Annotated in this window: 20 protein-coding genes; 7 read left to right on the top strand and 13 right to left on the bottom strand. The window is 72.5% G+C overall.

Annotated elements, in window-relative coordinates; translation table 11 throughout:
• Positions 1-17 precede the first annotated feature (17 nt).
• The gene (locus OG488_RS31790; RefSeq protein WP_329235275.1) at positions 18-1,076 is read right to left on the bottom strand and encodes a phosphotransferase; all 1,059 of its coding nucleotides are present in this window, start codon (positions 1,074-1,076) and stop codon (positions 18-20) included.
• Between the two features lie 135 nt (positions 1,077-1,211).
• On the opposite strand from OG488_RS31790, the gene OG488_RS31785 reads away from it, so the two are divergent.
• Complete coding sequence (locus tag OG488_RS31785; RefSeq protein WP_329235273.1) at positions 1,212-1,913, top strand: 2-phosphosulfolactate phosphatase; 702 nt, start codon at positions 1,212-1,214, stop codon at positions 1,911-1,913.
• 38 nt (positions 1,914-1,951) lie between these two features.
• Here OG488_RS31785 and OG488_RS31780 read toward each other — a convergent pair whose 3' ends face one another.
• From OG488_RS31780 to OG488_RS31740, 9 genes are all read right to left on the bottom strand, one after another.
• The gene (locus tag OG488_RS31780) at positions 1,952-2,869 is read right to left on the bottom strand and encodes an arginase family protein (protein WP_329235271.1); all 918 of its coding nucleotides are present in this window, start codon (positions 2,867-2,869) and stop codon (positions 1,952-1,954) included.
• 162 nt (positions 2,870-3,031) lie between these two features.
• Positions 3,032-4,120 carry a glutamate--cysteine ligase 2 gene (locus OG488_RS31775; RefSeq protein WP_329235269.1) on the bottom strand — a complete coding sequence of 363 codons (1,089 nt, stop codon included), beginning with the start codon at positions 4,118-4,120 and terminating at the stop codon, positions 3,032-3,034.
• A gap of 148 nt (positions 4,121-4,268) precedes the next feature.
• Entirely contained in the window at positions 4,269-4,502 is a 234-nt protein-coding gene (locus OG488_RS31770) for a DUF1049 domain-containing protein (protein WP_329235266.1), read from the bottom strand.
• 112 nt (positions 4,503-4,614) lie between these two features.
• A complete protein-coding gene (locus OG488_RS31765; RefSeq protein ID WP_329235264.1) occupies positions 4,615-6,402 on the bottom strand; it encodes a CocE/NonD family hydrolase in 1,788 nt (595 codons plus the stop codon).
• Positions 6,403-6,529: 127 nt separating this feature from the next.
• Positions 6,530-7,474: a S66 peptidase family protein gene (locus tag OG488_RS31760; protein WP_329235263.1), complete on the bottom strand. Its 945-nt coding sequence runs from the start codon at positions 7,472-7,474 to the stop codon at positions 6,530-6,532.
• A complete protein-coding gene (locus OG488_RS31755; RefSeq protein ID WP_329235260.1) occupies positions 7,471-9,471 on the bottom strand; it encodes a S9 family peptidase in 2,001 nt (666 codons plus the stop codon). The genes OG488_RS31760 and OG488_RS31755 overlap by 4 nt, the downstream gene beginning before the upstream one ends.
• A gap of 89 nt (positions 9,472-9,560) precedes the next feature.
• Complete coding sequence (locus tag OG488_RS31750) at positions 9,561-10,904, bottom strand: M20/M25/M40 family metallo-hydrolase (protein WP_329235257.1); 1,344 nt, start codon at positions 10,902-10,904, stop codon at positions 9,561-9,563.
• A complete protein-coding gene (locus OG488_RS31745; RefSeq protein ID WP_329235256.1) occupies positions 10,897-11,730 on the bottom strand; it encodes a M55 family metallopeptidase in 834 nt (277 codons plus the stop codon). Before OG488_RS31745 ends, OG488_RS31750 begins: the two co-directional genes overlap by 8 nt.
• A gap of 178 nt (positions 11,731-11,908) precedes the next feature.
• On the bottom strand, positions 11,909-12,910 hold the full coding sequence (locus OG488_RS31740; protein WP_329235253.1) for an aldo/keto reductase: 1,002 nt from the start codon (positions 12,908-12,910) through the stop codon (positions 11,909-11,911).
• A gap of 124 nt (positions 12,911-13,034) precedes the next feature.
• On the opposite strand from OG488_RS31740, the gene OG488_RS31735 reads away from it, so the two are divergent.
• A complete protein-coding gene (locus tag OG488_RS31735) occupies positions 13,035-13,928 on the top strand; it encodes a LysR family transcriptional regulator (RefSeq protein WP_329235250.1) in 894 nt (297 codons plus the stop codon).
• 24 nt (positions 13,929-13,952) lie between these two features.
• Here OG488_RS31735 and OG488_RS31730 read toward each other — a convergent pair whose 3' ends face one another.
• The gene (locus tag OG488_RS31730; protein ID WP_329235247.1) at positions 13,953-14,954 is read right to left on the bottom strand and encodes a hydrolase; all 1,002 of its coding nucleotides are present in this window, start codon (positions 14,952-14,954) and stop codon (positions 13,953-13,955) included.
• A 293-nt stretch (positions 14,955-15,247) separates the two neighbouring features.
• On the opposite strand from OG488_RS31730, the gene OG488_RS31725 reads away from it, so the two are divergent.
• The 3 genes from OG488_RS31725 to OG488_RS31715 are packed head-to-tail and all read left to right on the top strand — an operon-like array spanning position 15,248 to position 19,064.
• Positions 15,248-15,706 (top strand): hypothetical protein, encoded by a 459-nt coding sequence (locus OG488_RS31725; protein ID WP_329235244.1) that lies wholly within the window; start codon positions 15,248-15,250, stop codon positions 15,704-15,706.
• Positions 15,706-17,991 (top strand): bifunctional polysaccharide deacetylase/glycosyltransferase family 2 protein, encoded by a 2,286-nt coding sequence (locus OG488_RS31720; protein ID WP_329235241.1) that lies wholly within the window; start codon positions 15,706-15,708, stop codon positions 17,989-17,991. The genes OG488_RS31725 and OG488_RS31720 overlap by 1 nt, the downstream gene beginning before the upstream one ends.
• Positions 17,991-19,064: an acyltransferase family protein gene (locus OG488_RS31715; protein WP_329235237.1), complete on the top strand. Its 1,074-nt coding sequence runs from the start codon at positions 17,991-17,993 to the stop codon at positions 19,062-19,064. Before OG488_RS31720 ends, OG488_RS31715 begins: the two co-directional genes overlap by 1 nt.
• 52 nt (positions 19,065-19,116) lie before the next feature.
• Here OG488_RS31715 and OG488_RS31710 read toward each other — a convergent pair whose 3' ends face one another.
• Together OG488_RS31710 and OG488_RS31705 are read right to left on the bottom strand one after the other, a co-directional pair.
• Positions 19,117-21,585 (bottom strand): MFS transporter, encoded by a 2,469-nt coding sequence (locus tag OG488_RS31710; protein ID WP_329235234.1) that lies wholly within the window; start codon positions 21,583-21,585, stop codon positions 19,117-19,119.
• A gap of 199 nt (positions 21,586-21,784) precedes the next feature.
• Positions 21,785-22,228, bottom strand: coding sequence for an SRPBCC family protein (locus tag OG488_RS31705; protein WP_329235231.1), 444 nt, complete (start codon positions 22,226-22,228; stop codon positions 21,785-21,787).
• A gap of 148 nt (positions 22,229-22,376) precedes the next feature.
• On the opposite strand from OG488_RS31705, the gene OG488_RS31700 reads away from it, so the two are divergent.
• Together OG488_RS31700 and OG488_RS31695 are read left to right on the top strand one after the other, a co-directional pair.
• Entirely contained in the window at positions 22,377-23,408 is a 1,032-nt protein-coding gene (locus OG488_RS31700; RefSeq protein WP_329235228.1) for an Rv2578c family radical SAM protein, read from the top strand.
• Between the two features lie 127 nt (positions 23,409-23,535).
• Positions 23,536-25,125: an alpha/beta hydrolase gene (locus OG488_RS31695; RefSeq protein ID WP_329235225.1), complete on the top strand. Its 1,590-nt coding sequence runs from the start codon at positions 23,536-23,538 to the stop codon at positions 25,123-25,125.
• Positions 25,126-25,159 lie beyond the last annotated feature (34 nt).

Genomic DNA, 25,159 nt, shown 5'->3' with positions numbered 1-25,159 from the left:
ACCTGATCCGCCGGCTGTCAGTCCCAGGGCCGGGCGTCGTGGGAGGGCAGGGGGCGCAGTGCGGGCCATCGTTCCAGCAGGCGCGCGGCCAGGGCGTTGCCCAGACGGCCGAGCGCGTGCAGGTGGTCGTGGCCGCGGGTCAGGTCGGCGACCGCACCGAGCCGGTGGACGAGGCGCTCCCGGGCGGAGACGTGGCCCCACTCGAAGTCCTCCGCCGGCACCCGTGCGAGGTGGTCGGCCGACTCGCGGTGGGCGCGTTCGACGAGTGCGTCGCCCCGGATCAGCCAGCCGGCGCAGGTGTCGGCCAGATCGCCGGAAACTTCCGTGCCGGTGAGACTCCGCCAGGTGGCGCGGTAGACCTCCTCGGCTTCCGCGAGGGGCGCGGCCGGGACCGACATCGCGCACCAGCACGTGGGGAACCCGATGCGGAGGTAGGCGAGTTCGACCAGGCCGTTGCCCGACGCGGCCTGCTCGAAGTCGACGAAGCGGACGCCGGTGGCGGTGCGCAGGTCGTTGCCGGGGCAGGGGTCGCCGTGCAGGAGGGCGTGGTGGGGCGTGGGGTCGAGCCGGTCGAGCAGCCCGGCGAGTTCGTTCGGCACCGCGGGCGGGACGGGAACGTCCAGCGCCCTGGCGAGGGCGAGGAAGGACTCGGCGTCGGCGGCCGTCGGTCCCGACCAGGCGGGAAGCGTGCCCGTGTCGGCCGGCCCGGTGAGCGCGTGCAGCCGGGCGAGGGCCTCGGCGTAGCCCGGCATCCAGTCGTCGCTCGCGCCGAGATCGTCCAGGTGCTCCAGGACCATCACGCGGGCCGCCGGGTCCGTGCCGAGCAGGGCGGGCGAGACGGCCGGTGCGGTCGCCCTCCCGGCGAGCCGCAACGCGGCGACCTCCCGCGCGTAGCGCGTGTCCCCGTCGGATCCGGCTCCGCCTCCGTCGGTGATCTGTTTGACGACCACCCGGCCACCACCGCGCAGTTCGACCCGCCACACCCGGGAGCGCGGGCTGCTGTCCAGGAGCACGGCTTCCGCCGGGTCGCCCACCGCGGAGCGCAACGCGTCGCTGATCGGCACCCGGGTCGGCATGGTGGCCAGCGTAGGGGCCTCCGGGGCGCGGTGTACGGGCTTTCCGTCCGAGCACGCCGTCCATACTCCGGGACGCCGGTGTGATGCGCGCCACAGCCAGATCACGCGAGGTCGGGACTGCGCGATCATGACCGGATGGACGCTCGTTTCCTCGGTATTCCCGAGCTGGCCGAAGCCCCGTCCGTGGCGGTCGTGGTCGACGTCATGCGTGCTTTCACGGTGGCCGCCTGGGCCTTCGCCCAGGGTGCGGAGAAGATCGTTCTCGCCGGGTCGCCCGACGAGGCCCTGGCGCTCAAGGCCCGCCACCCGCGCTGGCTGGCGCTCAAGGACGGTCCGCCCGCGCCGGGGTTCGACGCCGTCAACTCGCCGGGACTGCTGCGGTCGGTCGACCTCGAAGGACGGACCGTGGTGCAGAAGACCACGGCGGGGACGGTCGGCGCCCTCGCGGTGAAGGAGGCGTCGCTGGTGCTGTGTGCCGGCTTCGTGGTGGCGGAGGCGACCGCCCGGCTCCTGCGGACCCGGGCGCGTGACGGCGTCACGTTCGTGGTCACCGGCGAGGACGGGCAGGCCGATGAGGACCTGGCGTGCGCCCAGTACATCGCCCTCAGGGCGGGCGGAGCAGTGACGGACGCGACCGGCTTCCTCGACCGCGCCGGCCGGTCACGCGCCGCCTACGAGCTGGAGCACGGGGTGCGTCAAGGGGTGCACCCCGATGACATCGCGCTCTGCCTGGAGCTCGACCGGTTCCCCTTCGCCATGGTGGCGACCCCGGAGGACTCACTCATGGTCCTCCGCCCGCACGCCGTGCCACCGCCGGCCGACGGTGCTTCGCTGTGACCGCTGGTGAGCCCGGGTCCCCCGCCACGACGTAGTGATCAACGCTCCGGCGCCTCCGGTCCCGCCTCGGAGAAAGCACCGACGATCAGGTCGGTGAACAGGGCGCCGGCCGTGCCGTCCGGGTCGAGGTCGGGGTCGTAGATCGTGACGTTGAGCCCCGCACAGCGGGGTGACCGCACGAGGGTGCGCAGCAGCACCGCGAGCTCGCCGGGGAACAGGCCGCCGTCGTCCGGGCTGTCGACGGCGGGCATCACGCTCGGGTCGAGGACATCGGCGTCGAGGTGGACCCAGAAGCCGTCGAGGACGGGGACCTCCAGGGTCTGCACCACGGCGCGGGCGATGTCGGCCGGCCCCCACTCCCTGATCTCCCCCACCGTGGCGTTGGAGATCTTCAGCGCGGTCATCTCGGCGCGGTCCTCGTCCTCGTCGCGCATCCCGAAGAGACGGATGTCCTCGTCCCTGACATAGGGACCCAGCCCTTCGAGATCGGTGAGGTCCGCCTGCCCGCGCCCGGTGGAGAGCGCCAGCTCCTCGCCGCCCGCCGCGCCGATCCGGTCGCTGTTGCCCGGGTGCCGGAAGTCGGCGGAACCGTCGATCGCGGCGAGCCCGTACCGGCCGATGCGGCGCAGCGCGAGGGCGGCGCCGAGCTGGATGGAGCAGTCGCCCCCGAGGACGACCGGGAACTCGCCCGCCCTGACGTGTCCTTCGATCCGGTCGGCGAGCGTGCGCGTGTAGCGGGCGATGGCCTCGGCGTGGAAGACGCCGTCGCCCTCCTCCCAGTCACCCCGGTCGTAGCGCGGCGGTACGACGACACCGCCCTCCAGCGCCCGGAGCCGCTGCACGATGCGCTGCTCACGGAGCGCGCCGGCGAGTTTGTAGCACCCGGGGACGACGCCGGGGGCGGGGGGCCTCAGCCCCAGGTTCGAGGGGGCGTCCAGGACGACACGTGTACGCATACGGCCATCCTCACCGCGCCTGCCGGAGGATGTCTCCCCATTTCCCGAGGAGTTCTCGGTCCAGGCCCCGGCTTTCCCCGAGAAGTTCCCGGTCCGGGCCCCGAAGGCCCGCGCGTCCTCGGGGCGGCGCGGGTCGCCCCGCCCGCCCCAGGGCGCGTGGGGTCAGCCGAGCGTCCTCGCGGCGCACTCGGTCACGACGGTCCGGAGACTGTCCGAGCCCGCGAGGACCTCACGCTGCGCCCGGGCGCCCGTCCCCCGCTTCAGCAAGGTCCGCAGCGCCTTCTCGGCCTCCACGAGGTCACCGCTGTCCTCCAGGGCGTCACCCACATGGGTGAGCAGCGCGTGCGCGACGTCCGCCGCGGGCTCGGGCCGCGTGGTGAGCGGGTGGATCAGCCGCCCCTCCAGACCCGAGCGCGCGGCCTGCCAGGAAGCCATCCGCAGGACGCTCACCGACGCGGGGTGCGGTGGGTCGCCGGCCCGCCAGGCGCGGGCCGCCGTCTCGACCAGACCGCGTACGAGCGTGGCGAGCAGCACGGTGTCGGCCGGCTCCAGGCACACGTCCGCCACCCTGACCTCCACGGTGGGGTAGCGGTGCGAGAGGCGCGCGTCGAAGTAGATCATCCCCTTGTCGCGCAGGACTCCCGTGTCGACCATCGTCCGGACCTGCTCGTGGTAGCGGTCCGCGGAGCCGAACACCTCCACCGGGCCGGCCGAGGGCCAGCGGCCCCAGACCCTGCTGCGGTAGCCGTCGTAGGCGGTGTCCTGCCCCTGCCAGAAGGGGGAGTTCGCGCTCAGGGCCAGCAGGACCGGAAGCCAGGGCCGCACCCGGTCCAGTACGGCGACGCCCTCCTCGTCCGATTCCACCGACACGTGCACGTGGCAGCCGCAGGTCAGCTGCTCCTGCGCGGTCAGGCCGAACCGCTCCGCCAGCCATCGGTACCGCTCGTCCTCCCCGATGGAGGGACTCACCGGCATCGGGGAGGTGGCGAGTGCGGCCACGGTGGCGCCCATCTCCGACGCGCTGCGGGCCGCCTCGGCCCGCCAGCGGCGTATCTCCTCCGCCAGGTCCGCCATCGCCTCGCGCGGTTCGGTGCCGAACTCCACTTGCTGGTCGTGCAGTTCGGACTCGAAGACGGAGTCGCCCTCGGCGCGGCGTTCCGCCAGGGCCAGCACCGCCGTCGACAGTGTCCGGGGGTCACCGCTCTCCGCGTCGACGAGCAGGAGCTCTTCCTCGACTCCGACAGTCCGCACGTCCGTGTCCTCTCCGCCGCCGCCCGGTACGCCCCGTGGCGGGTGATGACCTGCGCGTACCCAGGGCTCGACCGTTCAGGCCGATGCCGGGGGCCGGGTGCGGATCAGCTTCCGCGAGGCGGCGTCCAGGACGAGGACGGAGGGGGCGCTACCGGTCGGCGCGCCTGCGGAACAGGTAGGCGCCGCAGAGCCCGCCGGCGACGAAGACGCCCAGCAGCGCGGCCCAGAGCGGCATCGTGACCTTGGGGATGATGACGCGGATGGTCACGTCGGCGGTGTTCACGCAGATGAAGACGATCGTCAGCACGGCCAGCACGGTGACGGCGATCCGGGCGGGGGTGAAGGCGCTCGCGGTGTCGCTGGATACGTCCTTGGGGCTCATGAGCCGCCCTCCCTGAGTCCTGGTGCCGGGGCCGGGAACGGCGGTCCCCGGACCCCAGGATGACTCCGTCCCGGGTCCGGGGAGCTGTGGAGCAGGGCCGTACGGGTGACGGTCAGCGGACCACGGGGAGTTCCAGGACGCCGGTGTCCTGCGGGGCGCTGACCACGGTGACCGGCTTGACGCCCCGGTTGCCGAAGTACGCCGTGTCACTCCCGGCGATCACGAACCGCAGCCGGTGCCCGGCCTCGTACCGGTGCACGATCCCTGGCAGCTCGACGGTGAAGGGGCGGGTGACGTCGGGGACGCGCACGGGGGCGACCAGGCGGTTCACCAGCTTCTGGGTCCCGTCGGGTGCCACGTCGTACACCTTGGCGAACAGGACGAGCTTGTCCGCGGCGTCGCCGCTGTTCTGCACCCGCTCCGTCTTCGGCGAGACGACCTTCAGGGTGGCCTTCGGCGCGCCGACGACGTCGACCGGGGAGGTCAGCGGCGCGCTGGTCCAGCCGAGGTACGTGCCCTTGGTGTCGTGGGGCGCCCGGTCGGGGAACCCGATGATGCCGGCGAGGGAGCTCTCGGAGTGGCTGGTGGGCAGGAGCCAGTTGGTGTACTGGCGGCTTCCGCGGGTGACCTTCGAACGGCTGTCCACCAGGGCGCCGTCGCCGGACAGGTACATCGTGCGGGACGCGGCGGGGACGGCCGCCGCGGTGCCGTAGCCGCTCTCCCAGTCACGGTAGTAGGCGAACTCGGGCCCTGTGTCGGTCGTTTCCTCGTGGCGCAGGTAGCGGTCGAACCAGGCGAGGATGCGCCGACCGACGTAGTTGGCCTCCAGATCGCCCGTGGAGAGGTCGAGTTCACCAGCCGCCTGGCCGCCGCTGTGGCCCCAGGCCTGCCAGATCATCTTCGTCGTGGTGCCCTGGGCCTCGAGCGCCCGGTAGGTGGCCGTGGCCTCGTTGAGGTTGAACAGGCTGTCGGCCTGGCCCTGGACGAGCAGCGTGGGCGCGGTGACACCGGACAGGTACGAGACCGGCGAGACGCTCCGCGCGTACGTGAGCATCTCCCGGGTCTCGTCGGCCGGGTAGCGGCCGGAGTTCAGGAGTCGGATGGTGTCGCAGGCCCGCGCGGAGAAGTGCAGGCAGGTGAGACCGCCGAAACGGGAGGGGTCGAGGCTCGGGACCAGCAGGGGCTGCCCCTCCCCCATCAGGTAGAAGCCGTTGGTCCACTGCCACTTGAAGACGCCGGGCGTCCCGGAGGAGACGCCCCGGGCCGCGCCGGTGCTGTTGGGGGCGAGCGAGTACGCCAGGTCGTTCCAGGTGATCAGCGGGACCAGCGCGTCCACGCGGCGGTCGGCGGACGCGGTCGCCAGTTGGACGGCCCCGCCGTACGAACCGCCGATCATGCCGACCACCGGATCGCCCGGCCCGTCCGAGGTGACGTAGTCGGCCTCGGTGCCGTCGTCGGCGGCTCGGGTGCCGGCGAGGAAGTCGACGAGCCCCGAGGCGGCCTTGCCGTCGATCTCCGGGTCGTCGAGCGTGATGAGGCAGCCGGACTTGCCGAAGCCCAGGCCGGAGTAGACGAGGGAGACGTAGCCGCGTTCGGCGAAGGCCTTGCCGATGACGTCGGTCGAGCCGTCGTCCTTGCTGCCGCCGAACCCGTTGGTGGCGAGGACGGCCGGGGCCGGGTGCTGCGCGTCGACACCGGCGGGGCGGTAGAGGTCGGCGTCGACGGTGCAGGACCGGCCGCCCGCGCGCACGGTGAACTCCAGGGGTGTGACGGTGTACCGGTCCGCCGCCGATGCCTGCGGGGCGACCGTCAGGACGAGTGGGGCGAGTAACGCCGCCCCGGCGAGCGAGGTGAGTGGACGGCGGAATCTGGGCACAGCACGCGACACATGGACCTCCACACCGAGGACACCTTACCGACCGGTAAGTAACTGGCCGGGCCCATGCTGTGACACCGGTCACACCGCTGTCAACGCACGGGATCCGAGTTTTCCGAGTTGATCCGTCCGGCGCCTGCCGGGCCGGCCTTCAGACAAGCGCGGGCACGCGGACGGTGAGGGTGCACCGGCCGCCGTCGGCAGGCGCGTCCAGCACCGCGGGCACGCCGAGCGGGACGGTCAGCGCCGTGGGGCCGTGGCCGAAGCCCAGCTCCTCGACCACCGGGATCCCGAGACCGCCGAGGCGGTCGGCGAGCACGCCCCGCACCCCCTCGTAGGGCCCGCAGGCCTCCCACGAGCCGCACACCACCCCGGCTATCCCGTCGAGGGCGCCGATGCGCAGCAGCCGGGTGAGGATCCCGTCCAGCCGGTACGGCTCCTCCCCGGTGTCCTCGATCACCAGCAGCCCGCCCCGGGCGGAGGTCCGGGCCCACGGGGTGCCGGCGTCGGCCGCGAGGAGGCTCACACAGCCGCCGTAGGTGATCCCCCGGGCGGTGCCGGGGACCAGCGCGGCCGCCGCGTCCAGACCGAGCGTCCGCACCGACTCGGGCTCGAACAGGGTGGAACGCAGGGCCTGCTGCGTGGCCTCGTCCTTGAGGAAGACCTCGGTCCCGATCATCGGACCGTGCAGGGTAGAGAACCCGGCCCGCAGCGCGAACGCCTCGTGCAGCACGGTGATGTCGCTGTACCCGACGAACGCCTTGGGCCCGGCCGCGCGGATCGCGGCCCAGTCCAGGAGGTCGACCATGCGGTGGGCGCCGTACCCCCCGCGGGCGCACAGCACGGCGTCCACGGACGGGTCGCACCAGGCCTCCTGGAGGTCCTGGGCGCGGTGCTCGTCCCTCCCGGCAAGATGACCGAGCTCAGGGTGCGTGTCGAGGGCATGGGGGGCCACGACGGGGTCGAGGTCCCACCCGCGCAGCAGGTCGAGACCGCGCTCCATCCGGTCGGCGGGCACGGGACCGCTGGGCGAGACGACCGCGACCCTGGCCCCGGGCCGCAGCCGGGCCGGGCGGGCGAGGGGCTCCAGGGTCACTTCTTCAGCTCCAGCCGGGGTACGTCGGTCCGGTCGAGCCCGAAGGTCTGCGCGTAGAGGGAGAGTTCCGCCTCCAGAGCGCGCCTGACGGTGTCGGCGCGGCGGAAGCCGTGGCTCTCCCCCTCGAAGGCGAGGTAGGCGTGCGGGATCCCGCGGCCCTCGATCGCGGCGAGGAAGCGCTCGCACTGGACGGGCGGGCAGATCGGGTCGTCGAGCCCCTGGAGCAGCACGAACGGCGCCGTCAGCGTGTCCGTGCGGTTGATCGGCGAGCGTTCCCGGTAGCGCTCGGGCACCTCGGCGTAGGGACCCACGAGCGATTCCAGGTACTGCGACTCGAAGTCGTGGGTCTCCCCGGTCGCCCAGCCCGCCAGGTCGAGGATCGGGTAGCTGATCGCCCCGCAGGCGTACACGTCCGTCTGCGTGAGGGAGGCGGCGGTGGTCCACCCGCCGGCGCTGCCTCCCCGGATCGCCAGCCGGTCGCGGTCCGCCGAGCCCTCCTCGGCCAGCCCCAGGGCGACGGCCGCGCAGTCCTCCACGTCGACGACGCCCCACTGCTCCCGGAGCCGTTCGCGGTAGGCGCGGCCGTAGCCGGTCGAGCCGCCGTAGTCGACCTCGGCGACGCCGATCCCCCGGGAGGTGAAGTAGGCGATCTCCAGGTCGAGCACGAGCGGGTCGCGGCCGGTGGGGCCGCCGTGCGCCCAGATGACGTACGGCGGCAGCTCACCCTCGGGCCCGGTGCGGTCGGGGTGGCGCGGCGGATACACGTGGGCGTGGATCTCGCGGCCGGCGGGCCCGGTGAAGGTGCGGATCTGCGGCTCGGGACAGTAGGCGGGGTCGACCGCGTCCTGGTGGGGCACGCCGATGGTCCGGGTGTGGCCGGTGGCGGTGTCCAGCTCCACCACCTCGTACGACGTGTGCGGGCTCGCGGCGATACCGATGACCCTCGTGTCCTGCACGGCGAGCGTCTCCGCCCAGGCGGTCCAGGGGCCGACGGCGTCGACGAGCTCGCCGGTCTCCGGGTCGAGCACGCCGAGCGCGGTGGTGCCCCGGCCGTGGATGACGGCGATCAGCCCGTTGTCCAGGAGCTGGAACCAGCGCAGGCCGATCTTCCACAGCGGTCCGCCGAACTCCTCGCCGCGGCCGGTGCAGAGACGGCCGGCGGGAACGGCCGCACCGGCGACCGCGTCGGGCCCGAGCCGCTGGAGTTCCCACCAGCCCCCGACGTCCGACACGAAGAGCAGCGAGCCGTCCCGGTCCCACTCGACCTGGACGACCGACTCGTCGACGGCTCCGACCAGCGGCCGGACACCGGTGAAGGCGCCGTCGTCACCGACGTCGGCCACCATGGCGAACGTGCCGTCCCACGGCATCCGCGGGTGGTCCCACGCGATCCAGGCGGCCCGGCGGCCGTCGTGCGACAGCTTGGGTCCGGTGACGAACCGGTGCCGGCCGTCGGTGAGTTCGCGTACGGCGCCCCGGTCGTCGGCTGCCGATCCGTCCAGGGGCACCGCGGCGATCACCCGTCGCACGTCGGTGGGGGCCGAGCCGGTGAACTCCTCCAGCACGCACCACACTTCACCGCGGGCGAGATGCAACTGCGGGTCCACCCAGCGCAGTCCGCCGCCGACGTCCGAGAGCGGGGTCAGCGGCCACGGCTCGTCGGGCCCGTCCGGCGCGTAGGCGTACAGCCGCTGGTCGGGGAAGTGGACGAAGACGACCAGCGGCCCGCCCTCCTCCCGGACCCCGCCGGCCCAGGGCGCTCCGCCGTACTCGATGACGCGGCTGCGCGGGTTCCACGGCTCGGGGAGCACCGAAAGGGTGCTGCCGTCCGCCCTGCGGCGCACGAGTGCGCGCCTGCCCCCCTCGGCGGGGCGCGGCTCCGTCCACCACACCTCGTCGCCGACGGTCCCGACGAACTCCGGCCGGCCGTCGTGCGAGGCGGAGAGCGCCGCGTCGATCGGTGACGGCCACGTGCCGTACGCCGCTGTGGACACCATGGTCGGTTCCCCCTCTTTCCGGTCGGGCGGTTCTGTTCGCGGGCCGTTCGGTCCGTCGGGCCGTTCGGTCCGCCGGGTGGTGCGGTCCGTCAGGCGGTGCGCAGGAAGTGGTCCAGGACCCGGACGCCGAAGTGCAGGGCGTCGACCGGGACCCGCTCGTCGACTCCGTGGAACAGAGCCTGGTAGTCGAAGCCGACGGGCAGCTTGAGTGGGGAGAAACCGTAACCGGTGATGCCGAGCCGCGAGAACTGCTTGGCGTCCGTGCCGCCCGACATGCAGTAGGGGACGACGTGCGCGCCGGGGTCGAACAGCTCGACGGCCGTACGCATCTTCCGGTACGTGGGCGAGTCGACCGGGGCTTCCAGCGCGACCTCGCGGTGGTCGAACTCCCAGTGGACCCCGGGGCCGGTCAGCCGGTCCATCGTCTCGCGGAACTCGTCCTCGCCGCCGGGCACCATGCGTCCGTCGATGTGGGCGGTGGCGTGGCCCGGGATGACGTTGACCTTGTAACCGGCTTCCAGCATCGTCGGGTTGGTGCTGTTGCGCACGATGGGTTCGATGAGCGCTGCGGCGGGGCCCAGCTTGCCGAGGAGCTCGTCGACGTCGAATCCGGGCGCGTCGGGGTCGACGCGGATGTGGTGGAGCGCCGCGATCTCGGTGAGGGCGGCCCGGACCGTCGGGGTCAGCCGCACCGGCCACTCGTACTCGCCGATCCGGGCGACCGCGGCGGCGAGCCTGCTGACGGCGTTGGCGCGGTTGACCTTGGACCCGTGACCGGCCTTGCCCTCCGCGGTGAGCTTCAGCCAGCCCGTCCCGCGCTCCCCCGCCGCGACGGGGTACAGGGACATCCCGGGCCCCGCGTGGAAGGTGAAGGCCCCGGACTCGCTGATGCCCTCCGTACAGCCCTCGAAAAGCTCGGGGTGCCGGTCGGCGAGGAAGCCGGCGCCGTCGTTCGCGCTGGCCTCCTCGTCGGCCGTGTAGGCGATGACGATGTCACGGCGCGGGCGGACGCCCGCGCGCGCCCAGGCCCGGACGACGGCGAGGACCATCGCGTCCATGTTCTTCATGTCGATGGCCCCGCGCCCCCACACGACGCCGTCGCGCACCTCTCCGGAGAACGGGTGCACACTCCAGTCGGCAGCCATGGCGGGCACCACGTCCAGGTGACCGTGGACGAGGAGGGCGTCGGCGGAGGGGTCGGTGCCCTCGATCCGGGCGACGACGTTCGTCCGTCCCGGCGTGCGTTCCAGGAGGGCCGGCTCCAGGCCGGCGTCGGCCAGGCGCTCGGCGACGTACTCGGCGGCCGGGCGTTCCCGGCAGCTGCCGTCGCCGCGGTTGGTCGTGTCGATGCGGATCAGCTCGGAGGTGAAGGTCACCGACTCCTCGAGCGCCCGCTCGTCCACGGGTCCGGTGGGGTTGCCCGCCTCAGCCATACTGCTCCTCCACGGCGGCCGACACGATCGTCGTCACCGCCTTGAACGTGCGAATACCTTCGTACATCGTCCCGCTGGTATAGGCGACGCGCCGCTCGCCGCTGGGCGCCACGCCGGGGACCACGGTCGCTGCCGATGCCAGATGCTCGGCGTCGAACTCCAGCTCCACCGTGCGGGTGCCGCCCGTCACGGGCGTGTGGCGTACGGCGAGCGCGGTCGCTCCGGCCGCGGCGGCCCTGATGTCGGCTGCCGTGCGGGCCGGGGTGCGGCACACCGCCGCGTACCGCGAGACGTAGTCCTTGACCGCCACCGTGCGCGCCTCGGGGGCGTAGCCGGCGGCGTCCACGCACGTCAGGTCGTCACCGGTGACCAGGACGACCGGTACGCCGTACTCCGCCGCCACATGGGCGTTGAGAAGGCCCTCACTGGCACGGACACCGTCGAGCCAGACCCCGGTGATGGAGTTGGCGAGGTAGGTGTGGGCGAGCACGCCCTCCGTGCCGGCGCCCGTGTGATAGCCGACGAACGCCACACCGTCGACGTCACCGTGCTGGATGCCCTCGACCATGGAGAGGGACTTGTGCCGGCCCGTGAGCATCTGGACGCGCTCGTCGAGCCGCTCCAGCAGCAGATTGCGCATGGTCCAGTGGGCCTCGTTGACGAGCACCTCGTCCGCGCCCCCGTCGAAGAAACCGAGAGCGGCGGCGTTCACGTCGGAGGTGAAGAGGGAGCGGCACCGCTCCCACTGCGGGGTCCCCGGCAGCACATCGGCCGGCCAGGTCACTCCGGTCGCGCCCTCCATGTCGGCGCTGACGAGGATCTTCACGGTGCGCGGTCCTGTCCCTGGTCGGTCGCTCCCCCGCCCGTTCCCGGGAAGAGGATCTTCGTGCCGGATCACGGTACGCGCCGGGACAGCACCGGGCCAGGGCCTCGGTGATCTGTCACTGGTCCAGTCCGGTGAAGCCCGTCCGCCGCGCGGGGCCGCACGGCGGACGGCCCGGAGGTCAGGGGCGGACGGTGCCCTTGACGAGCTCCTCGATCCGGGCGAGCTCGTCGTCGCCGAACTCCAGTCCCCGGACGGCCTCGACGCTGTTCTCCAGCTGCGCGACGCTGCTGGCGCCGACGACGGCGGAGGTGACCCGGCCGCCGCGCAGCACCCAGGCGAGCGCCATCTGGGCGAGGGACTGCCCGCGCTCCCGCGCCAGCTCGTTCAGCGCGCCCAGGCGGCTCACCAGGTCCGGGGTCACGGCCTCGGCCGACAGGAAGGGGCTGGCCCCCGCGGCGCGCGACCCCTCCGGGATGCCGTTCAGATAGCGGTCCGAGAGGATGCCCTGCTCCAGCGGAGAGTACGCGATGGAGCCGGTGCCGAGCTCGTCCAGGGCGTCCAGCAGCCCGTCCTCGACCCAGCGGTCGAGCATCGAGTAGCGCGGCTGGTGGATGAGGAGGGGGGTGCCCAGCTCGTTCAGGATGCGGGCGGCCTCGCGGGTCTGCTCGGCGGAGTAGTTGGAGACGCCCGCGTAGAGCGCCTTGCCGGAGCGCACCGCCATGTCGAGGGCGCCCATCGTCTCCTCGAGCGGGGTGTCCGGGTCGAAGCGGTGCGAGTAGAAGATGTCGACGTAGTCGAGCCCGAGCCTCGTGAGGCTCTGGTCGAGCGAGGAGCGCAGGTTCTTCCGGGAGCCCCACTCCCCGTACGGGCCCTCCCACATGTGGTAGCCCGCCTTGGTCGAGATGACCATCTCGTCCCGGAGTCCGGCGAAGTCCGTCCTCAGGGCGCGGCCCATGGCGATCTCGGCGGATCCGGGCGGCGGTCCGTAGTTGTTGGCGAGGTCGAAGTGGGTGATGCCGAGGTCGAAGGCCCTGCGCAGGATCTCGCCCTGGCTCTCGGGGGTCCGGTCGCCTCCGAAGTTGTGCCAGAGCCCGAGCGACAGTGCGGGGAGCAGCAGACCGCTGCGTCCGGTGCGCCGGTAGGGCATGGCGGTGTAGCGGTCGGCGGACGGAAGGTACATACGGGCACTCCACGGGACACGGCGTAGCGCGCCAGGTCTGGTGCGCGCCCTCAAGACTGACGGAGATGGATCCAGCGGTCCAACAGGAGATTCCGCTTGGATTCATCGGTTAGATTGCTCAATCATGGAATTGCGTCAGCTGGAACACTTCGTCGCCGTCGCCGAGGAACAGCACTTCACCCGGGCGGCCGAACGTCTGGCCGTCTCGCAGTCCGGGCTGTCCGCGTCCGTCCGGGCACTGGAGCACGAGCTGAGGACGCCGCTGTTCAGCCGTACGACGCGCACGGTCAGGCTCACCGAGGCGGGCGCGGCCCTTCTGGTGGAGGCCGAGCGCACGCTGGCGGGTGCCAGGGCGGCGCGGGACGCCGTGGACGCCGTACGGGGGCTGCTGCGCGGCACGCTGACGCTGGGGGTCGAGCAGTGTGTGGCCGGGGTCAGCACGGCCCGGCTGCTCGCGGCCTTCCACCGGGAGCATCCGCACATGGAGATCAGGCTCCGGCAGGAGGGCACGTCCAGCCTGCTGGAGGGGGTGGCCGGCGGCCGGCTCGACCTCGCGTTCGCCGCGACCGTCAGCCCTCCGGAGTGGCGGGGCGATCTCGTGCCGCTCGCGCGGGAGCCGATGGTCGTCCTGTGCGCCCCTGGTCATCGGCTCGCCGGGGAGGGCGCACCGGTGGCGTGGAGCGGTCTGCGGGGCGAGTCGTTCATCGACTTCCATCCGGACTGGGGCCCGAGGCGCGCCGCGGACGAGGCGTTCGCCGCGGCGGGGACCCGTCGCACGGTGGCCCTGGAGGTCAACGACGTGCACAGCCTGCTGGAGCTGGTGCACGAGGGTCTCGGCATCGCGGTGGTGCCGCACCACTTCGCCCGTAAGCCGGAGGCGCGCGGTCTGGTCGCCGTGGAGCTCGGCGGTACGGAGGGGCCCGTGTACGAGAGCGTCGTCGTGCTCCCTCCCGCCCGGGCCATGAGCCCGGGGGCGAAGGCCCTGATGACGCTGGTCCGGGAGGCTCCGCTGCGCTGAGCGGGGCCGGCCGCGCCGCCGCGTTCACCCGCTCAGCGCCTCCGCGAACGCGCCGGCGTCCTGCTCGACCCCACTGCAGGTGTCGGAGGCCGTCGTGGTGTCCTCGTCCGCTCCGCACTCCCGGTCCCGGAAGGACGCCCACAGGGAGAGCGCGCCGACGCCCCGGCGGGTGGCGAACGAGCGGAGGGACGCGGCGTCGTCGAGGGTGAACGTCTCCCCCGCGACATCGTTGACCCCGATCATCACGGTGATGTGCAGCGCCTTCCACGCCGCGTCCTGCGACAGGCCGAGCACGTCCACGAGCTGGTCGTGGGCCGCGGCGGCCGCCTGCTCCGCGTACTCCCCCATGTCGCCGTCGTGGGACGTGCTGTAGTTCATCGCCATGATGTCGACCGCCGAGACGTCGACCCCCTGGTCCTCGGCGTCCTGGAGGACGGCGAGCCCGGTGTCCTCGAGCCCGCCCGGCATGACGGGCAGCGTGTACGTGACGTCCAGGTCGCGCTTCTCCTGGAGCAGGGCGAGGGCCTCGTTGCGGCGGGTGACGGAGGCGGTGTCGGTGAGCGCGTCGCCCTCGATGTCGAAGTCGGCCTTCGTGGCCCCGACCGCGTCCAGGGCCCCGGCGTAGAGGTCGGCCAGCTCCTCCGCGCTGTCGCAGGCCAGTGCGGCCTCCGTTCCCGCGGCTCCGCCGAAGGAGACCCGGAGGTCCGCCCCGGTCGCGGTGAGCGCCTCGGCCCGGGCCGCGACCGCGTCACCGCCGGCCGCCGCGGTGCCGCCCCAGAGGGGCGTGCACTCCGATGCGGCGGAGGTGACGAACGCCAGGTTGTACGTGTCCGGGGAGCCCGCGGAGTCCGTGTCCGCCGCCGTCGTGGCGCTCACGTACGGGGTGTACGCGGTCTCCGCGGCCGGTGGAGGCGGCACCGATCCCTTCGCCTGGTCGGCGACGCCGCCCGTCGCACAGGCCGAGCACGCGAGGCCGAGCGCGATCAGCCCGGCGACGGCTGAGGAAACCCGTGTGCGCCTTTGCATGACGAATGTGCACCTGCTCCCGTAAGGCCGTCCGGAACGGCAGCCGGTGCTGCCTGGACACCACGAACCTCTCACATCGGGGGGCCTGCCCAAGACACAGACACCTCATGGGAACGCCCCTCCGCCACTCGGAGCCGATGACCAACTCCCTTGTGGACATGGGTTGGAGGGAGGTCGAGCAGGAACGGCTCACCCGTCGCACTCTCAGCACTCCGACAGGTTGGAGCCCGTTTCACAGCGCGCGGCCAGGAAAGCTCCAGACTTCGCACATCAACCTTCGCCACCATGCGCACATGCAATCCGACCCCGTCATCGAGAAAGACCCGGCGCAGCGCGGCCGACGCCGGGCACACGCCGGCCCGGCCCGCCCGGCCGGACGGCGCCGCGCGGCAGGACAGCCGCAGGAAGGGCCCGTCTTCGTCGACAGCTCCGGGCGCCGGGCCAGGCTCCTGCGCCGCGCGGGCATCCTGCTGGGCACCGTCTGCGTCGGCTACGCGGCCGTGCTGGCGCTCGCCTTCATGGGCGGCATCTCCCTGACTCCCTCCCAGCTCCTCCCCTTCGACGGCGGCCCGGCTGCGGAGGCCCGCCCCGGCGGCGGGACGACGCGGCCCGGCTACGGCCTGCCGCCGGGCGGCACCGCGCCCCCGAGCGGCGCTCCCGCGCCGGGGCAGGAAGCACCGTCCGGCCAGGCATCCGCATCCGCATCCGCTTCGGCTTCGGCTTCGGCTTCGGCTTCGGGCGGGACGAACTGATGGCCGCCTCACGCCGCAGGCACGCCACGCCCGGCAGGATCGGCCGCATGGGCCGCCAGGCCGTCCCCCGGCCCCGCGTGATCATGGCCTTGGTGCTGTTGCTGGGGCTCGTCTGCACGATGCTGCTGGACGGCTATCTGCGCGCCGAGGTCGGCGACGACCAGCGGGTGCGCTCCGACGCCTCGGCGGACACGGTGCCCGACGACGTGCTGGAGGGCGGGCCCATCCTGAGCTTCGCCGGCGGCACCGCCCGTACGCAGTCCGTGCCGGACAAGACCATCGTGCTGACCTTCGACGACGGCCCCGATCCCGAGTGGAGCGGGAAGGTCATGGACATCCTGGACGAGAACGACGTGCCGGGCACCTTCTTCCTCGTCGGCTCGATGATCTCCCGCTATCCGGACGTCGTCCGCAGAATGGTCGACGAAGGGAACGAGGTCGGCGTCCACACCTTCACCCACGTCGACCTCTCCTACCAGAGCGAGGCCCGCGTCAAACGGGAGATCGCGCAGACGCAGCTCGCCCTCGCGGGCGCCGCCGGCATCACGACGACGCTGTTCCGCGCGCCGTACTCCTCCAGGACCGACGCGATCGACGACTACAGCTGGCCGGTGTACGAGCGCCTGGGGGCGATGGGCTACACCAGCGTGTTCATCGACACCGACAGCGAGGACTGGCAGCAGCCGGGGGTCTCGAAGATCGTCGAGTGGGCGACGCCGAAGGACGGTGACGGTGCCTCGGTGCTCTTCCACGACGCGGGCGGTGACCGCTCCGAGACGCTGGCCGCGCTGCCGAAGTACATCAAGAAGATGAAGGCGAAGGGCTACACCTTCACCACGGTGAGCGGCGCGCAGCAGCAGGCCGGCGCCCAGGACGGCTCCCTGACGGACGGCACGGCAGCAGGCGGAACCGCAGCGAACGGCACCGAGGCGGACACCGCCGCGCAGCCGGGCCCCGCACAGGCCGGCGCGCCCCGGGGCGACGCCGAGCAGGCGGCCCACCGACGGGCGGACACCGCCAGCGTCTGGGAGGGCCGCGCCCTGCTCGCCGCGGTCGCCGTGGCGGAGTGGAGCGTGCCCGGGCTGGCCGCCGCCCTGGCCGTCGTGGGGGTCGCGGTCCTGGTCCGCTTCGGCATGATGCTCCTGCTCGCCCGACGCCACCACCGGCAGCGCAACCGGCGCGGATTCACCTGGGGCCCGGAGGTGACCGGCCCGGTCAGCGTGATCGTCCCCGCGTACAACGAGAAGGAGTGCATCGCCGCCACGCTCAACTCCCTTGCCGCGAGCACCCATCCGATCGAGATCGTGGTCGTCGACGACGGCTCGACGGACGGCACCGCGGAGATCGCCGAGTCGCTCGGCCTGCCCGACGTACGGGTGATCCGGCAGGAGAACGCCGGCAAGTCGGCGGCGCTCAACAACGGGGTGCGGCAGGCGCGTCACGACATCGTCGTGATGATGGACGGCGACACCGTCTTCGAGCCGGACGCGGTGCACCGGCTCGTCCAGCCGTTCGCCGACCCCGGCATCGGAGCCGTCGCCGGGAACGCCAAGGTCGGCAACCGGTCCACGATGATCGGCGCCTGGCAGCACATCGAGTACGTGATGGGTTTCAACCTGGACCGCCGGATGTACGACCTGCTGCGGTGCATGCCCACCATCCCCGGCGCCATCGGTGCCTTCCGCCGCCGGGCGGTCCTGGAGGTCGGCGGGATGAGCGAGGACACCCTGGCCGAGGACACCGACATCACCATCGCGCTCCACCGCGCCGGGTGGCGGGTCGTGTACGCCGAACACGCCCGCGCCTGGACCGAGGCACCGGCCTCGCTCGGGCAGCTGTGGCGTCAGCGCTACCGCTGGAGCTACGGCACGATGCAGGCGCTGTGGAAGCACCGCCGGTCCGTCACCGACCGGGGGCCCTCCGGGCGGTTCGGCCGGGTCGGCATGCCGCTGGTCGTCCTCTTCCAGATCGTCACCCCGGTCTTCGCGCCGCTCATCGACGTCTTCACCGTCTACGCGATGGTCTTCGTGGACTTCCGTGCCTCGCTGCTCGCCTGGCTGGCGGTCCTGGCCGTGCAGCTGTTCTGCGCGGCGTACGCCTTCCGGCTCGACGGGGAGAAGTACAGGTATCTGCTCATGCTGCCCCTCCAGCAGCTCGCCTACCGGCAGTTGATGTACCTCGTGCTGATCCATTCCTGCGTCACGGCGGCGACCGGCGGCCGGCTGCGCTGGCAGAAGCTGAAGCGCACCGGCGAGGTGGGCGCGCCCCACGTGGGGGCGTCGTAGTGGCGGGAGCGCACCGCAGGACGGCGCTCGCGCCGTCCCCCGCGGTGGCCGCCGGCACCGGCCGGGACCGGTCCTTCGACGTGCTGCGGGCCGTGGCGCTCGTCCGGGTGGTGACCTACCACACCTTCGAGTGGCCCTGGCTGGGCTACGTCTTCCCTTCCATGGGCGTGATGTTCGCGCTCGCCGGCTCGCTCATGGCCCGCTCGCTGGAGCGGCCGGCCGCCGGGGTGCTCCGCGGCAGGCTGCGGAGGCTCCTGATCCCCGTGTGGCTGTTCGGCCTCGTGCTCGGGGTGGCGATGCTGCTGCACGGCTGGGAGCCCGGGCCGGACGCCGTGCTCTGGGTGCTGCCGGTCGGGGACCCGCCGGGCGCCGCGTGGGGGGAGCAGGCCTGGGCGGTGCTCTGGTACCTGCGCGCCTACCTGTGGTTCGTCCTGCTCTCGCCCCTGCTGCTGCGTGCCTTCCGGCTCGCGCCCCTCCCCGTGCTCGCCCTGTCGCTCGTCCCCGTCGTCGTCCTGGAGACGGTCTCCGGGGTGCCGGACGGGCGGCTGGGGAGCGCCGTCGGCGACGCCTCGGTGTTCCTGTTCTGCTGGCTGCTGGGCTTCGCGCACCGCGACGGGGTGCTCGACCGGCTGCGCGGCCCGGGAGCGACGGCCGTCGCGGTGCCGCTGATGGCGGCCGGTGCCTGGTGGGCGTCCGGTCACCCGGTGGACGGCTCCTTCGACCTGGACGACATCCCGCTCGCCCAGGCGCTGTGGTCGGCGGGGTCCGTGCTGCTCCTGCTGCGCTTCCGGCCGCGCTTCGACGGGCTCGTACGCCATCCGGTGGCGGACCGGCTCGTCACGGTGTTCAACGCCCGCGCGGTCACGGTCTACCTCTGGCACGAGGTGGCCCTCATGGCCGCGGTGCCGCTCATCGACCTGATGTGGGAGGTGCCGGTGCTGGAGCGGCACCTCCCGCTGGGGAGCCTGTGGTGGCAGTTCGGTGTGGCGTGGGTGCTGATCGCGGTCACCGTGGTGTCCGTCGGCTGGGTCGAGGACGTCGCGGCGCGGCGGAGGCCCCGTCTGCTGCCGTGAAGTCCGGTGGGGTGTGCGGGCGTTTCCGCGCACCCCACCGGTCCGGCCGTCCTCAGTCCTCGTGCCCCAGCTGGAGGTCACGCTCGGTCCGTCCCCCTCCGGGGAGCTGGAGCACGGTGGCGACGGGCGGGTAGCCGGCGGCGATGACGGTGTACTCGCCGGTGGACAGGTCCACGAACCGGAACGCCCCGTCCGAGCCCGTGGTGAGGGTGTGGACCACGTTGCCCGCCGCGTCCAGGAGCGTGACCCTGGCGTCCTCGACGGCCCGCCCGCCGGGGGCGCGGACGATGCCGCGCAGCACGGCGCCACCGGCCAGCTCGATGTCCTGCCTGGTCTCCCGGGCCGCCTGCACGCTCACCGGGAGCGCCGCGGGGCGGAATGCCTGGGCGCTGGCCGCCAGGGTGTACTCCCCGGCCACCAACTCGCTGATCACATAGGCGCCTTCGCGCCCGGTGCGGGTGGTGGCGACGACCTCGCCCCGTACGTCGGTGAGCGTGACCGCCGCATCACGGACGGGGGCTCCGTCGGGTGTGAGGACCGCCCCGGCGAGCCGCCCCGCCCCGCCCAGGACCACATCGAGCTCCACCGGCCGCTCGCCGACGGTGACGCTGACGGCCTGCGGCTGATGCCCGCCGGCGGCGGCGATCAGCACATAGGCTCCGGCGGCGGGCGCGCTCAGCGCGTAGCGCCCGTCGTCCCCGCTCGCGCCCCGTCCGACCTGCCGCCCCTGGCCGTCGATGAGCGTGAGGGCGGCCCTCCCCACCGTCGTGCCGTCGGGGTGCTGGACACATCCCCGTACAGGTACTCCGGAGAGGGGGCCCGGCTGGGGCGGGCCTGGGTCGGTGCGGGCCACCGGGATCGTGGACCGCGTCGCGGACGGGTCGGCAGCCGTGGGGGAGGTGGGGTGGGACACCAGCGGTTTCTCCTTGAGGAAGAAGGCGAGGAACAGGCCGAGCAGGAGCACCGGCACGAGGTAGAGGAAGATCCGCGGCATCGCGTCGGCGTACGCCTGGATGTAGGCGTCGCGCAGCGCCGGCTCCAGGGTGTGGACCAGCTGCGGGGTGATCGACTCCGCGTCGGGCAGGCCCGCTCCGGAGGGGAGCCGCACACCGAGCGCGTCGGCGAGCCGTCCCGCGAACAGCGTGCCGAAGATCGCGGCGCCGACGCTGCCGCCGATCTGCCGGAAGTAGTTGTGGGCGCTGGTGGCGGTGCCGAGGTCGGCGGGGCGTACGGAGTTCTGCACGGCCAGCACCAGGATGGACATGACGAGACCGATACCGACGCCCAGGACGGCCTGCCAGAGGCCGTACTCCAGCGCCGACGTGCCGGTGTCCAGGAGCGAGAGGAGCCACATGCCGACGACGGAGACCGCCGCCCCGACGATCGGGTAGACGCGGTAGCGGCCGGTGCGCGAGACCAGTTGCCCGGAGACGACGGAGGCGATGACGATGCCGCCCATCATGGGCAGCATCAGCAGCCCGGACTCGGTGGCGGACACGCCCTCGACCATCTGGAGATAGGTCGGCAGGTAGCTGGCGGCCCCGAAGAGCGCGACCCCGACGACGGCGCCCACCAGCGAGGTGACGTTGAAGACCGAGTCGCGGAACAGCCGCAGGGGGATGATCGGTTCGGCGGCCCGGTGCTCGACGACGAGGAAGAGCAGGGTCGTTCCGGCGGCACCCGCGGCGAGTCCGACGATGGTCCGCGAGCCCCACTCGTACTCCGTGCCGCCCCAGCTGGTGAGCAGCACCAGGCAGGTCGACGCGGCGGCGAGCAGCAGCGCGCCCAGCACGTCGAGGCGGGGGCGGACGGCCGGCTTGGGCAGTTTCAGTACGAGCGCGATGACGGCGAGGGTGACGATGCCGAACGGCACGTTGATGTAGAAGCACCAGCGCCAGGAGGCGTGGTCGGTGAAGAAGCCGCCGAGGAGCGGTCCCGCGACGGAGGCGAGGCCGAAGACCGCCCCGATGAGCCCCATGTAGCGGCCGCGTTCCCTGGACGGGACGATGTCGGCGATGATCGCCTGCACGCCGATCATGAGTCCACCGCCACCGATGCCCTGGACGGCCCGGAAGGCGATCAGTTCGTCCATGGTGCGCGACCAGCCGGCGAGGGCCGAGCCGACGACGAAGACGATGATCGCGAACTGGAAGACGCCCTTGCGGCCGAAGAGGTCGCCGAGCTTCCCGTAGATCGGCAGACCGATCGTGGAGGCGAGGAGGTAGGCGGTGACCGCCCACGACATCTTGTCCAGGCCGTGCAGCTCACCGACGATCTTCGGCAGCGCGGTGGCCACGATCATCTGGTCGAGCGCCGCGAGCAGCAGCGTGAGCATCAGCCCGAGGAAGATCAGCCGGACCCTGCGGGGGCTGATCCCGTCGGACGGTGGGGGTGCTCCGGCGGCGGACGGCGGCGCCGGCGGACCGGGCTCCAGGGCGGTGCCGGGCTCCACCCGGGTCCCGGGCGGCCCGTACTCCGCGCCTCCCGGCCCGTCCTTCACCAGAGTGATCCCACCCACCACGTGACGCTCCCCTCGTCGCAGCTGCGCCGCCCATTTCTCGCATCAGGCGGCAAGGCAGGGCAAACGCGACCGGGCGCGCGCACGGCGCATTCCGAGGGCTTATGCGCCGGTGGGAGGCACTGCGGCGCACAACCGGCCACCCCGGAAAACCACTCGTTCCGGTGAGCCGGCCGTGACGCCAACAGCGGGAGGAGCAGGGTTACTTCTCGACCTCGGTGGCGAGGTTCTGCAGCAGCTCGTCGTAGATCCGGCCGAGGCCCTTGGGCGCGAAGGTCTTCTCGAAGAACCCGCCGATGCCGCCCGCGCCCTTCCAGACGGTGGTGACGACGACCTTCGACCTGCCCTCGCCGGCCGGGGTGACGGTCCAGGTGGTGACCATCGTGGAGTTGCGGTCCTTCTCGACCAGCTGCCCGTCGGTGGGCTCGGTGACGTCGAGCAGGCAGTCGCGGACCCGCTTGCTCGTGGCCTGGAGCTTCCAGTGGACGAGGGTGCCCTCGCCGTCCCCGCCCTCGCGCACCTCGTACTCGCTGAAGTGCCCGGTCAGCACCTTGCCCCGGACCTCCTTGTAGTCGGCCAGCGCATCGAACACCGTCTCTGCGTCCGCCGCGATGATCCGCTCTGTCGTGGCCTCGACCTGCGCCATGCCTGCTCCTCCAGCACTCGGTTGTTCGGGGTGCTGCTGAGCCAACCACCTCGGGCACGGCCCCTCAAAATCGGGCCCGGAGTCCCACCGCGCACGATCAAGGGAACATATGTTCTATTCTCTGCGGAGTACTACCGAGGAGGCGTTCATGCGCTGGGACAATCTTGCAGAGAACACCACAAAAGCAGGGAACGGAGCGCTCTTCGCCGCGGACGCGGTGACGACGCGCACCTTCGACACCCCGGAATTCAGGGGGATCACCTTCCACGAGATCCGTGCCCGCTCGATCGTGAACCGGGTGCCCGGCGCCTCCCGTATGCCGTTCGAGTGGACCGTGAACCCGTACCGGGGCTGCACCCATGCCTGCGTGTACTGCTTCGCCCGGAAGACCCACAGCTACCTGGACCTGGACACCGGTCTCGGGTTCGACTCCCAGATCGTCGTCAAGGTCAACGCCGCCGAGCTGCTGGGCCGCCATCTGGCCTCCCGCCAGTGGCAGGGCCAGCACATCGCGATGGGCACGAACGTCGACTGCTACCAGCGCGCCGAGGGCCGCTACCGGCTGATGCCCGGCATCATCGCCGCCCTGCGCGACCACGCGAACCCCTTCTCCATCCTCACGAAGGGCACCCTGATCCTCCGCGACCTCGACCTGCTGCGGCAGGCCGCGGAGGTCACGGAGGTCGGCGTCTCCGTCTCCGTCGGCTTCACCGACCCCGAGCTCTGGCGCACGGTCGAGCCGGGCACCCCCTCCCCCGAGCGCCGCCTCGACGTCGTACGGGCCATGGCGGACAACGGGATCGGCTGCGGGGTGCTGATGGCCCCGGTCATCCCCTTCCTCGGCGACCACCCCGACCAGCTGCGCGCCACGGTCCGCGCCATCGCCGACGCCGGAGCGACCTCGGTGACCCCGCTCGTCCTCCATCTGCGCCCCGGCGCCCGCGAGTGGTTCATGCAGTGGCTCGGGCACCACCACCCGCACCTGGTGCACCGGTACGAGGAGATGTACGCGGGCGGGGCGTACGCGCCGACCTGGTACCAGCGGGGCATCACCCGCCGGGTGCACGAACTGGCGGCGGAGTTCGGCATCGGCCCGGCCGACCGGGGCGGCGCCCGGCGCACCGTACGCGGGACGCCCACGGCTCCCGCCGCCGGCGCCACCCAGCTGAGCCTGCTCTGACCGCATCCGTCTCCCGGCCCGAACGGGTCAACTCTCGGCCTCACGTGTCCTTCCGCTCCCGGATCCGGGAAGCATGCGGCGGGAGCTGTGCCACCCACAGCCGCGTTGCCCCACCACGGGAGGCCCCATGACGAAACGTGCAGGAATTCTGGTCGCGGTCGGCGCCACGGTCGCGGGTCTGGTGACCGCCGCGCCCTCCACCGCGTCCGCACCGTCCACCACCCCCGCCAGGACGGGGCCCGCCGCCGCGCCGCTCAAGTGGACCGGCTGCGGGACGAAGTCCTACCCGACGCTGCAGTGCGCAACGGTCACCGCGCCGCTCGACCATGACAACCCGTCGGGCCGACCGGTCACCCTCGCCCTCTCCCGCATCCCGCACACGGCGAAGACCTCGCAGGGCCCCCTGCTGGTCAATCCGGGCGGACCCGGCGGCAGCGGGCTCTCCATGGCCGGCTTCGTGGCCGCCTCGCTGCCGAAGAAGCTCGCCGCCCAGTACGACGTGATCGGGTTCGACCCGCGCGGGGTCGGGAAGAGCCGGCCCGCGCTGAACTGCCTGCCGAAGTACTTCGAGCCCGTGCGCCCCGACACCGTGCCGGACTCCTACGAGGCGGAGAAGACCGCGCGCAACCGGGCCGCCGCCTTCGCCGCCGCGTGCGGCGAGAAGCACGGCGACCTGCTGCCGTACATGGACACCGTCAGCGCCGCGAAGGACCTCGACGTCATCCGCCGGGCGCTCGGCGCGAAGCGCATCAACTACTTCGGATACTCCTACGGCACCTACCTCGGCGCGGTCTACGCCAAGCTGTTCCCGGAGCACGTGCGCCGTCTGGTGCTCGACTCGGTCGTCGACCCCGACGGCGTCTGGTACGAGGACAACCTCGGCCAGGACCACGCGTTCGACGCCCGCCACAAGGCCTTCGCCGCGTGGGTCGCCAAGAACGACGCCACGTACAAGCTGGGCACCGACCCGGCGCAGGTGGAAGCCGCGTGGTACGGAATGCGCGAGGCGGTGAAGAAGCACCCCGCGGCCGGCAAGGTCGGGCCGGGCGAGCTCGAGGACACCTTCATGCCGGGCGGCTACTACGACGGCTACTGGCCGCGCCTCGCCGAGACGTTCGCGGCGTACGTGAACGACGACGACGAGGACGCGCTCGCGACCGCGTACGAGGACTTCGCCGCCGTCGACAGGAGCGGGGAGAACGGGTACTCCGTCTACGCGGCCGTACAGTGCCGTGACGCGGGCTGGCCCCGGACCTGGAGCACCTGGCGCAACGACACCTGGCAGGCCCACGCGAAGGCGCCCTTCATGTCGTGGAACAACACCTGGTACAACGCACCCTGCGCCACCTGGCCGGTGGAGCCCCTGGAGCCGGTGCGGGTCACCAACGACAGGATCGGACCCGCGCTGGTCCTCCAGGCGACCGACGACGCGGCGACCCCGTACGAGGGCGGCGTCACCATGAGCCGCGAGCTCAAGGGCTCGGCCCTCGTCGTCGAGCAGGGCGGCGGGAACCACGGCATCACGCTGAGCGGCAACAACTGCCTGGACAAGCACCTGGTGCGCTACCTGACGGACGGCACGCTCCCGGCCGCCGCCGGCAGCGGGGCGGACGCGGTCTGCGCAGCCCTGGCGGAGCCGAAGGCGACTCCGTCCGCGAAGGCGACCGCGAACACGAAGGGCAGCACCCTGCACGGCCTGCTGGGCTTCCGCGGCTGATGCACGGCTGAGAAATGCCGGGCCCCACGCCGGG

Source organism: Streptomyces sp. NBC_01460, from assembly GCF_036227405.1.
GTDB lineage: Bacteria > Actinomycetota > Actinomycetes > Streptomycetales > Streptomycetaceae > Streptomyces.
Note: the sequence above shows the minus strand (reverse complement) of the source record. Positions and strands in the feature narration are given on the sequence as shown.

What these genes read in the sequence shown, in the direction of transcription:
- OG488_RS31790 (WP_329235275.1), bottom strand. Translation starts at nt 1,076, where the DNA reads ATGCCGACCCGGGTGCCGATCAGCGACGCGTTGCGCTCCGCGGTGGGC.
- OG488_RS31785 (WP_329235273.1), top strand. Translation starts at nt 1,212, where the DNA reads ATGGACGCTCGTTTCCTCGGTATTCCCGAGCTGGCCGAAGCCCCGTCC.
- OG488_RS31780 (WP_329235271.1), bottom strand. Translation starts at nt 2,869, where the DNA reads ATGCGTACACGTGTCGTCCTGGACGCCCCCTCGAACCTGGGGCTGAGG.
- OG488_RS31770 (WP_329235266.1), bottom strand. Translation starts at nt 4,502, where the DNA reads ATGAGCCCCAAGGACGTATCCAGCGACACCGCGAGCGCCTTCACCCCC.
- OG488_RS31755 (WP_329235260.1), bottom strand. Translation starts at nt 9,471, where the DNA reads ATGGTGTCCACAGCGGCGTACGGCACGTGGCCGTCACCGATCGACGCG.
- OG488_RS31750 (WP_329235257.1), bottom strand. Translation starts at nt 10,904, where the DNA reads ATGGCTGAGGCGGGCAACCCCACCGGACCCGTGGACGAGCGGGCGCTC.
- OG488_RS31740 (WP_329235253.1), bottom strand. Translation starts at nt 12,910, where the DNA reads ATGTACCTTCCGTCCGCCGACCGCTACACCGCCATGCCCTACCGGCGC.
- OG488_RS31735 (WP_329235250.1), top strand. Translation starts at nt 13,035, where the DNA reads ATGGAATTGCGTCAGCTGGAACACTTCGTCGCCGTCGCCGAGGAACAG.
- OG488_RS31730 (WP_329235247.1), bottom strand. Translation starts at nt 14,954, where the DNA reads ATGCAAAGGCGCACACGGGTTTCCTCAGCCGTCGCCGGGCTGATCGCG.
- OG488_RS31725 (WP_329235244.1), top strand. Translation starts at nt 15,248, where the DNA reads ATGCAATCCGACCCCGTCATCGAGAAAGACCCGGCGCAGCGCGGCCGA.
- OG488_RS31720 (WP_329235241.1), top strand. Translation starts at nt 15,706, where the DNA reads ATGGCCGCCTCACGCCGCAGGCACGCCACGCCCGGCAGGATCGGCCGC.
- OG488_RS31705 (WP_329235231.1), bottom strand. Translation starts at nt 22,228, where the DNA reads ATGGCGCAGGTCGAGGCCACGACAGAGCGGATCATCGCGGCGGACGCA.
- OG488_RS31700 (WP_329235228.1), top strand. Translation starts at nt 22,377, where the DNA reads ATGCGCTGGGACAATCTTGCAGAGAACACCACAAAAGCAGGGAACGGA.
- OG488_RS31695 (WP_329235225.1), top strand. Translation starts at nt 23,536, where the DNA reads ATGACGAAACGTGCAGGAATTCTGGTCGCGGTCGGCGCCACGGTCGCG.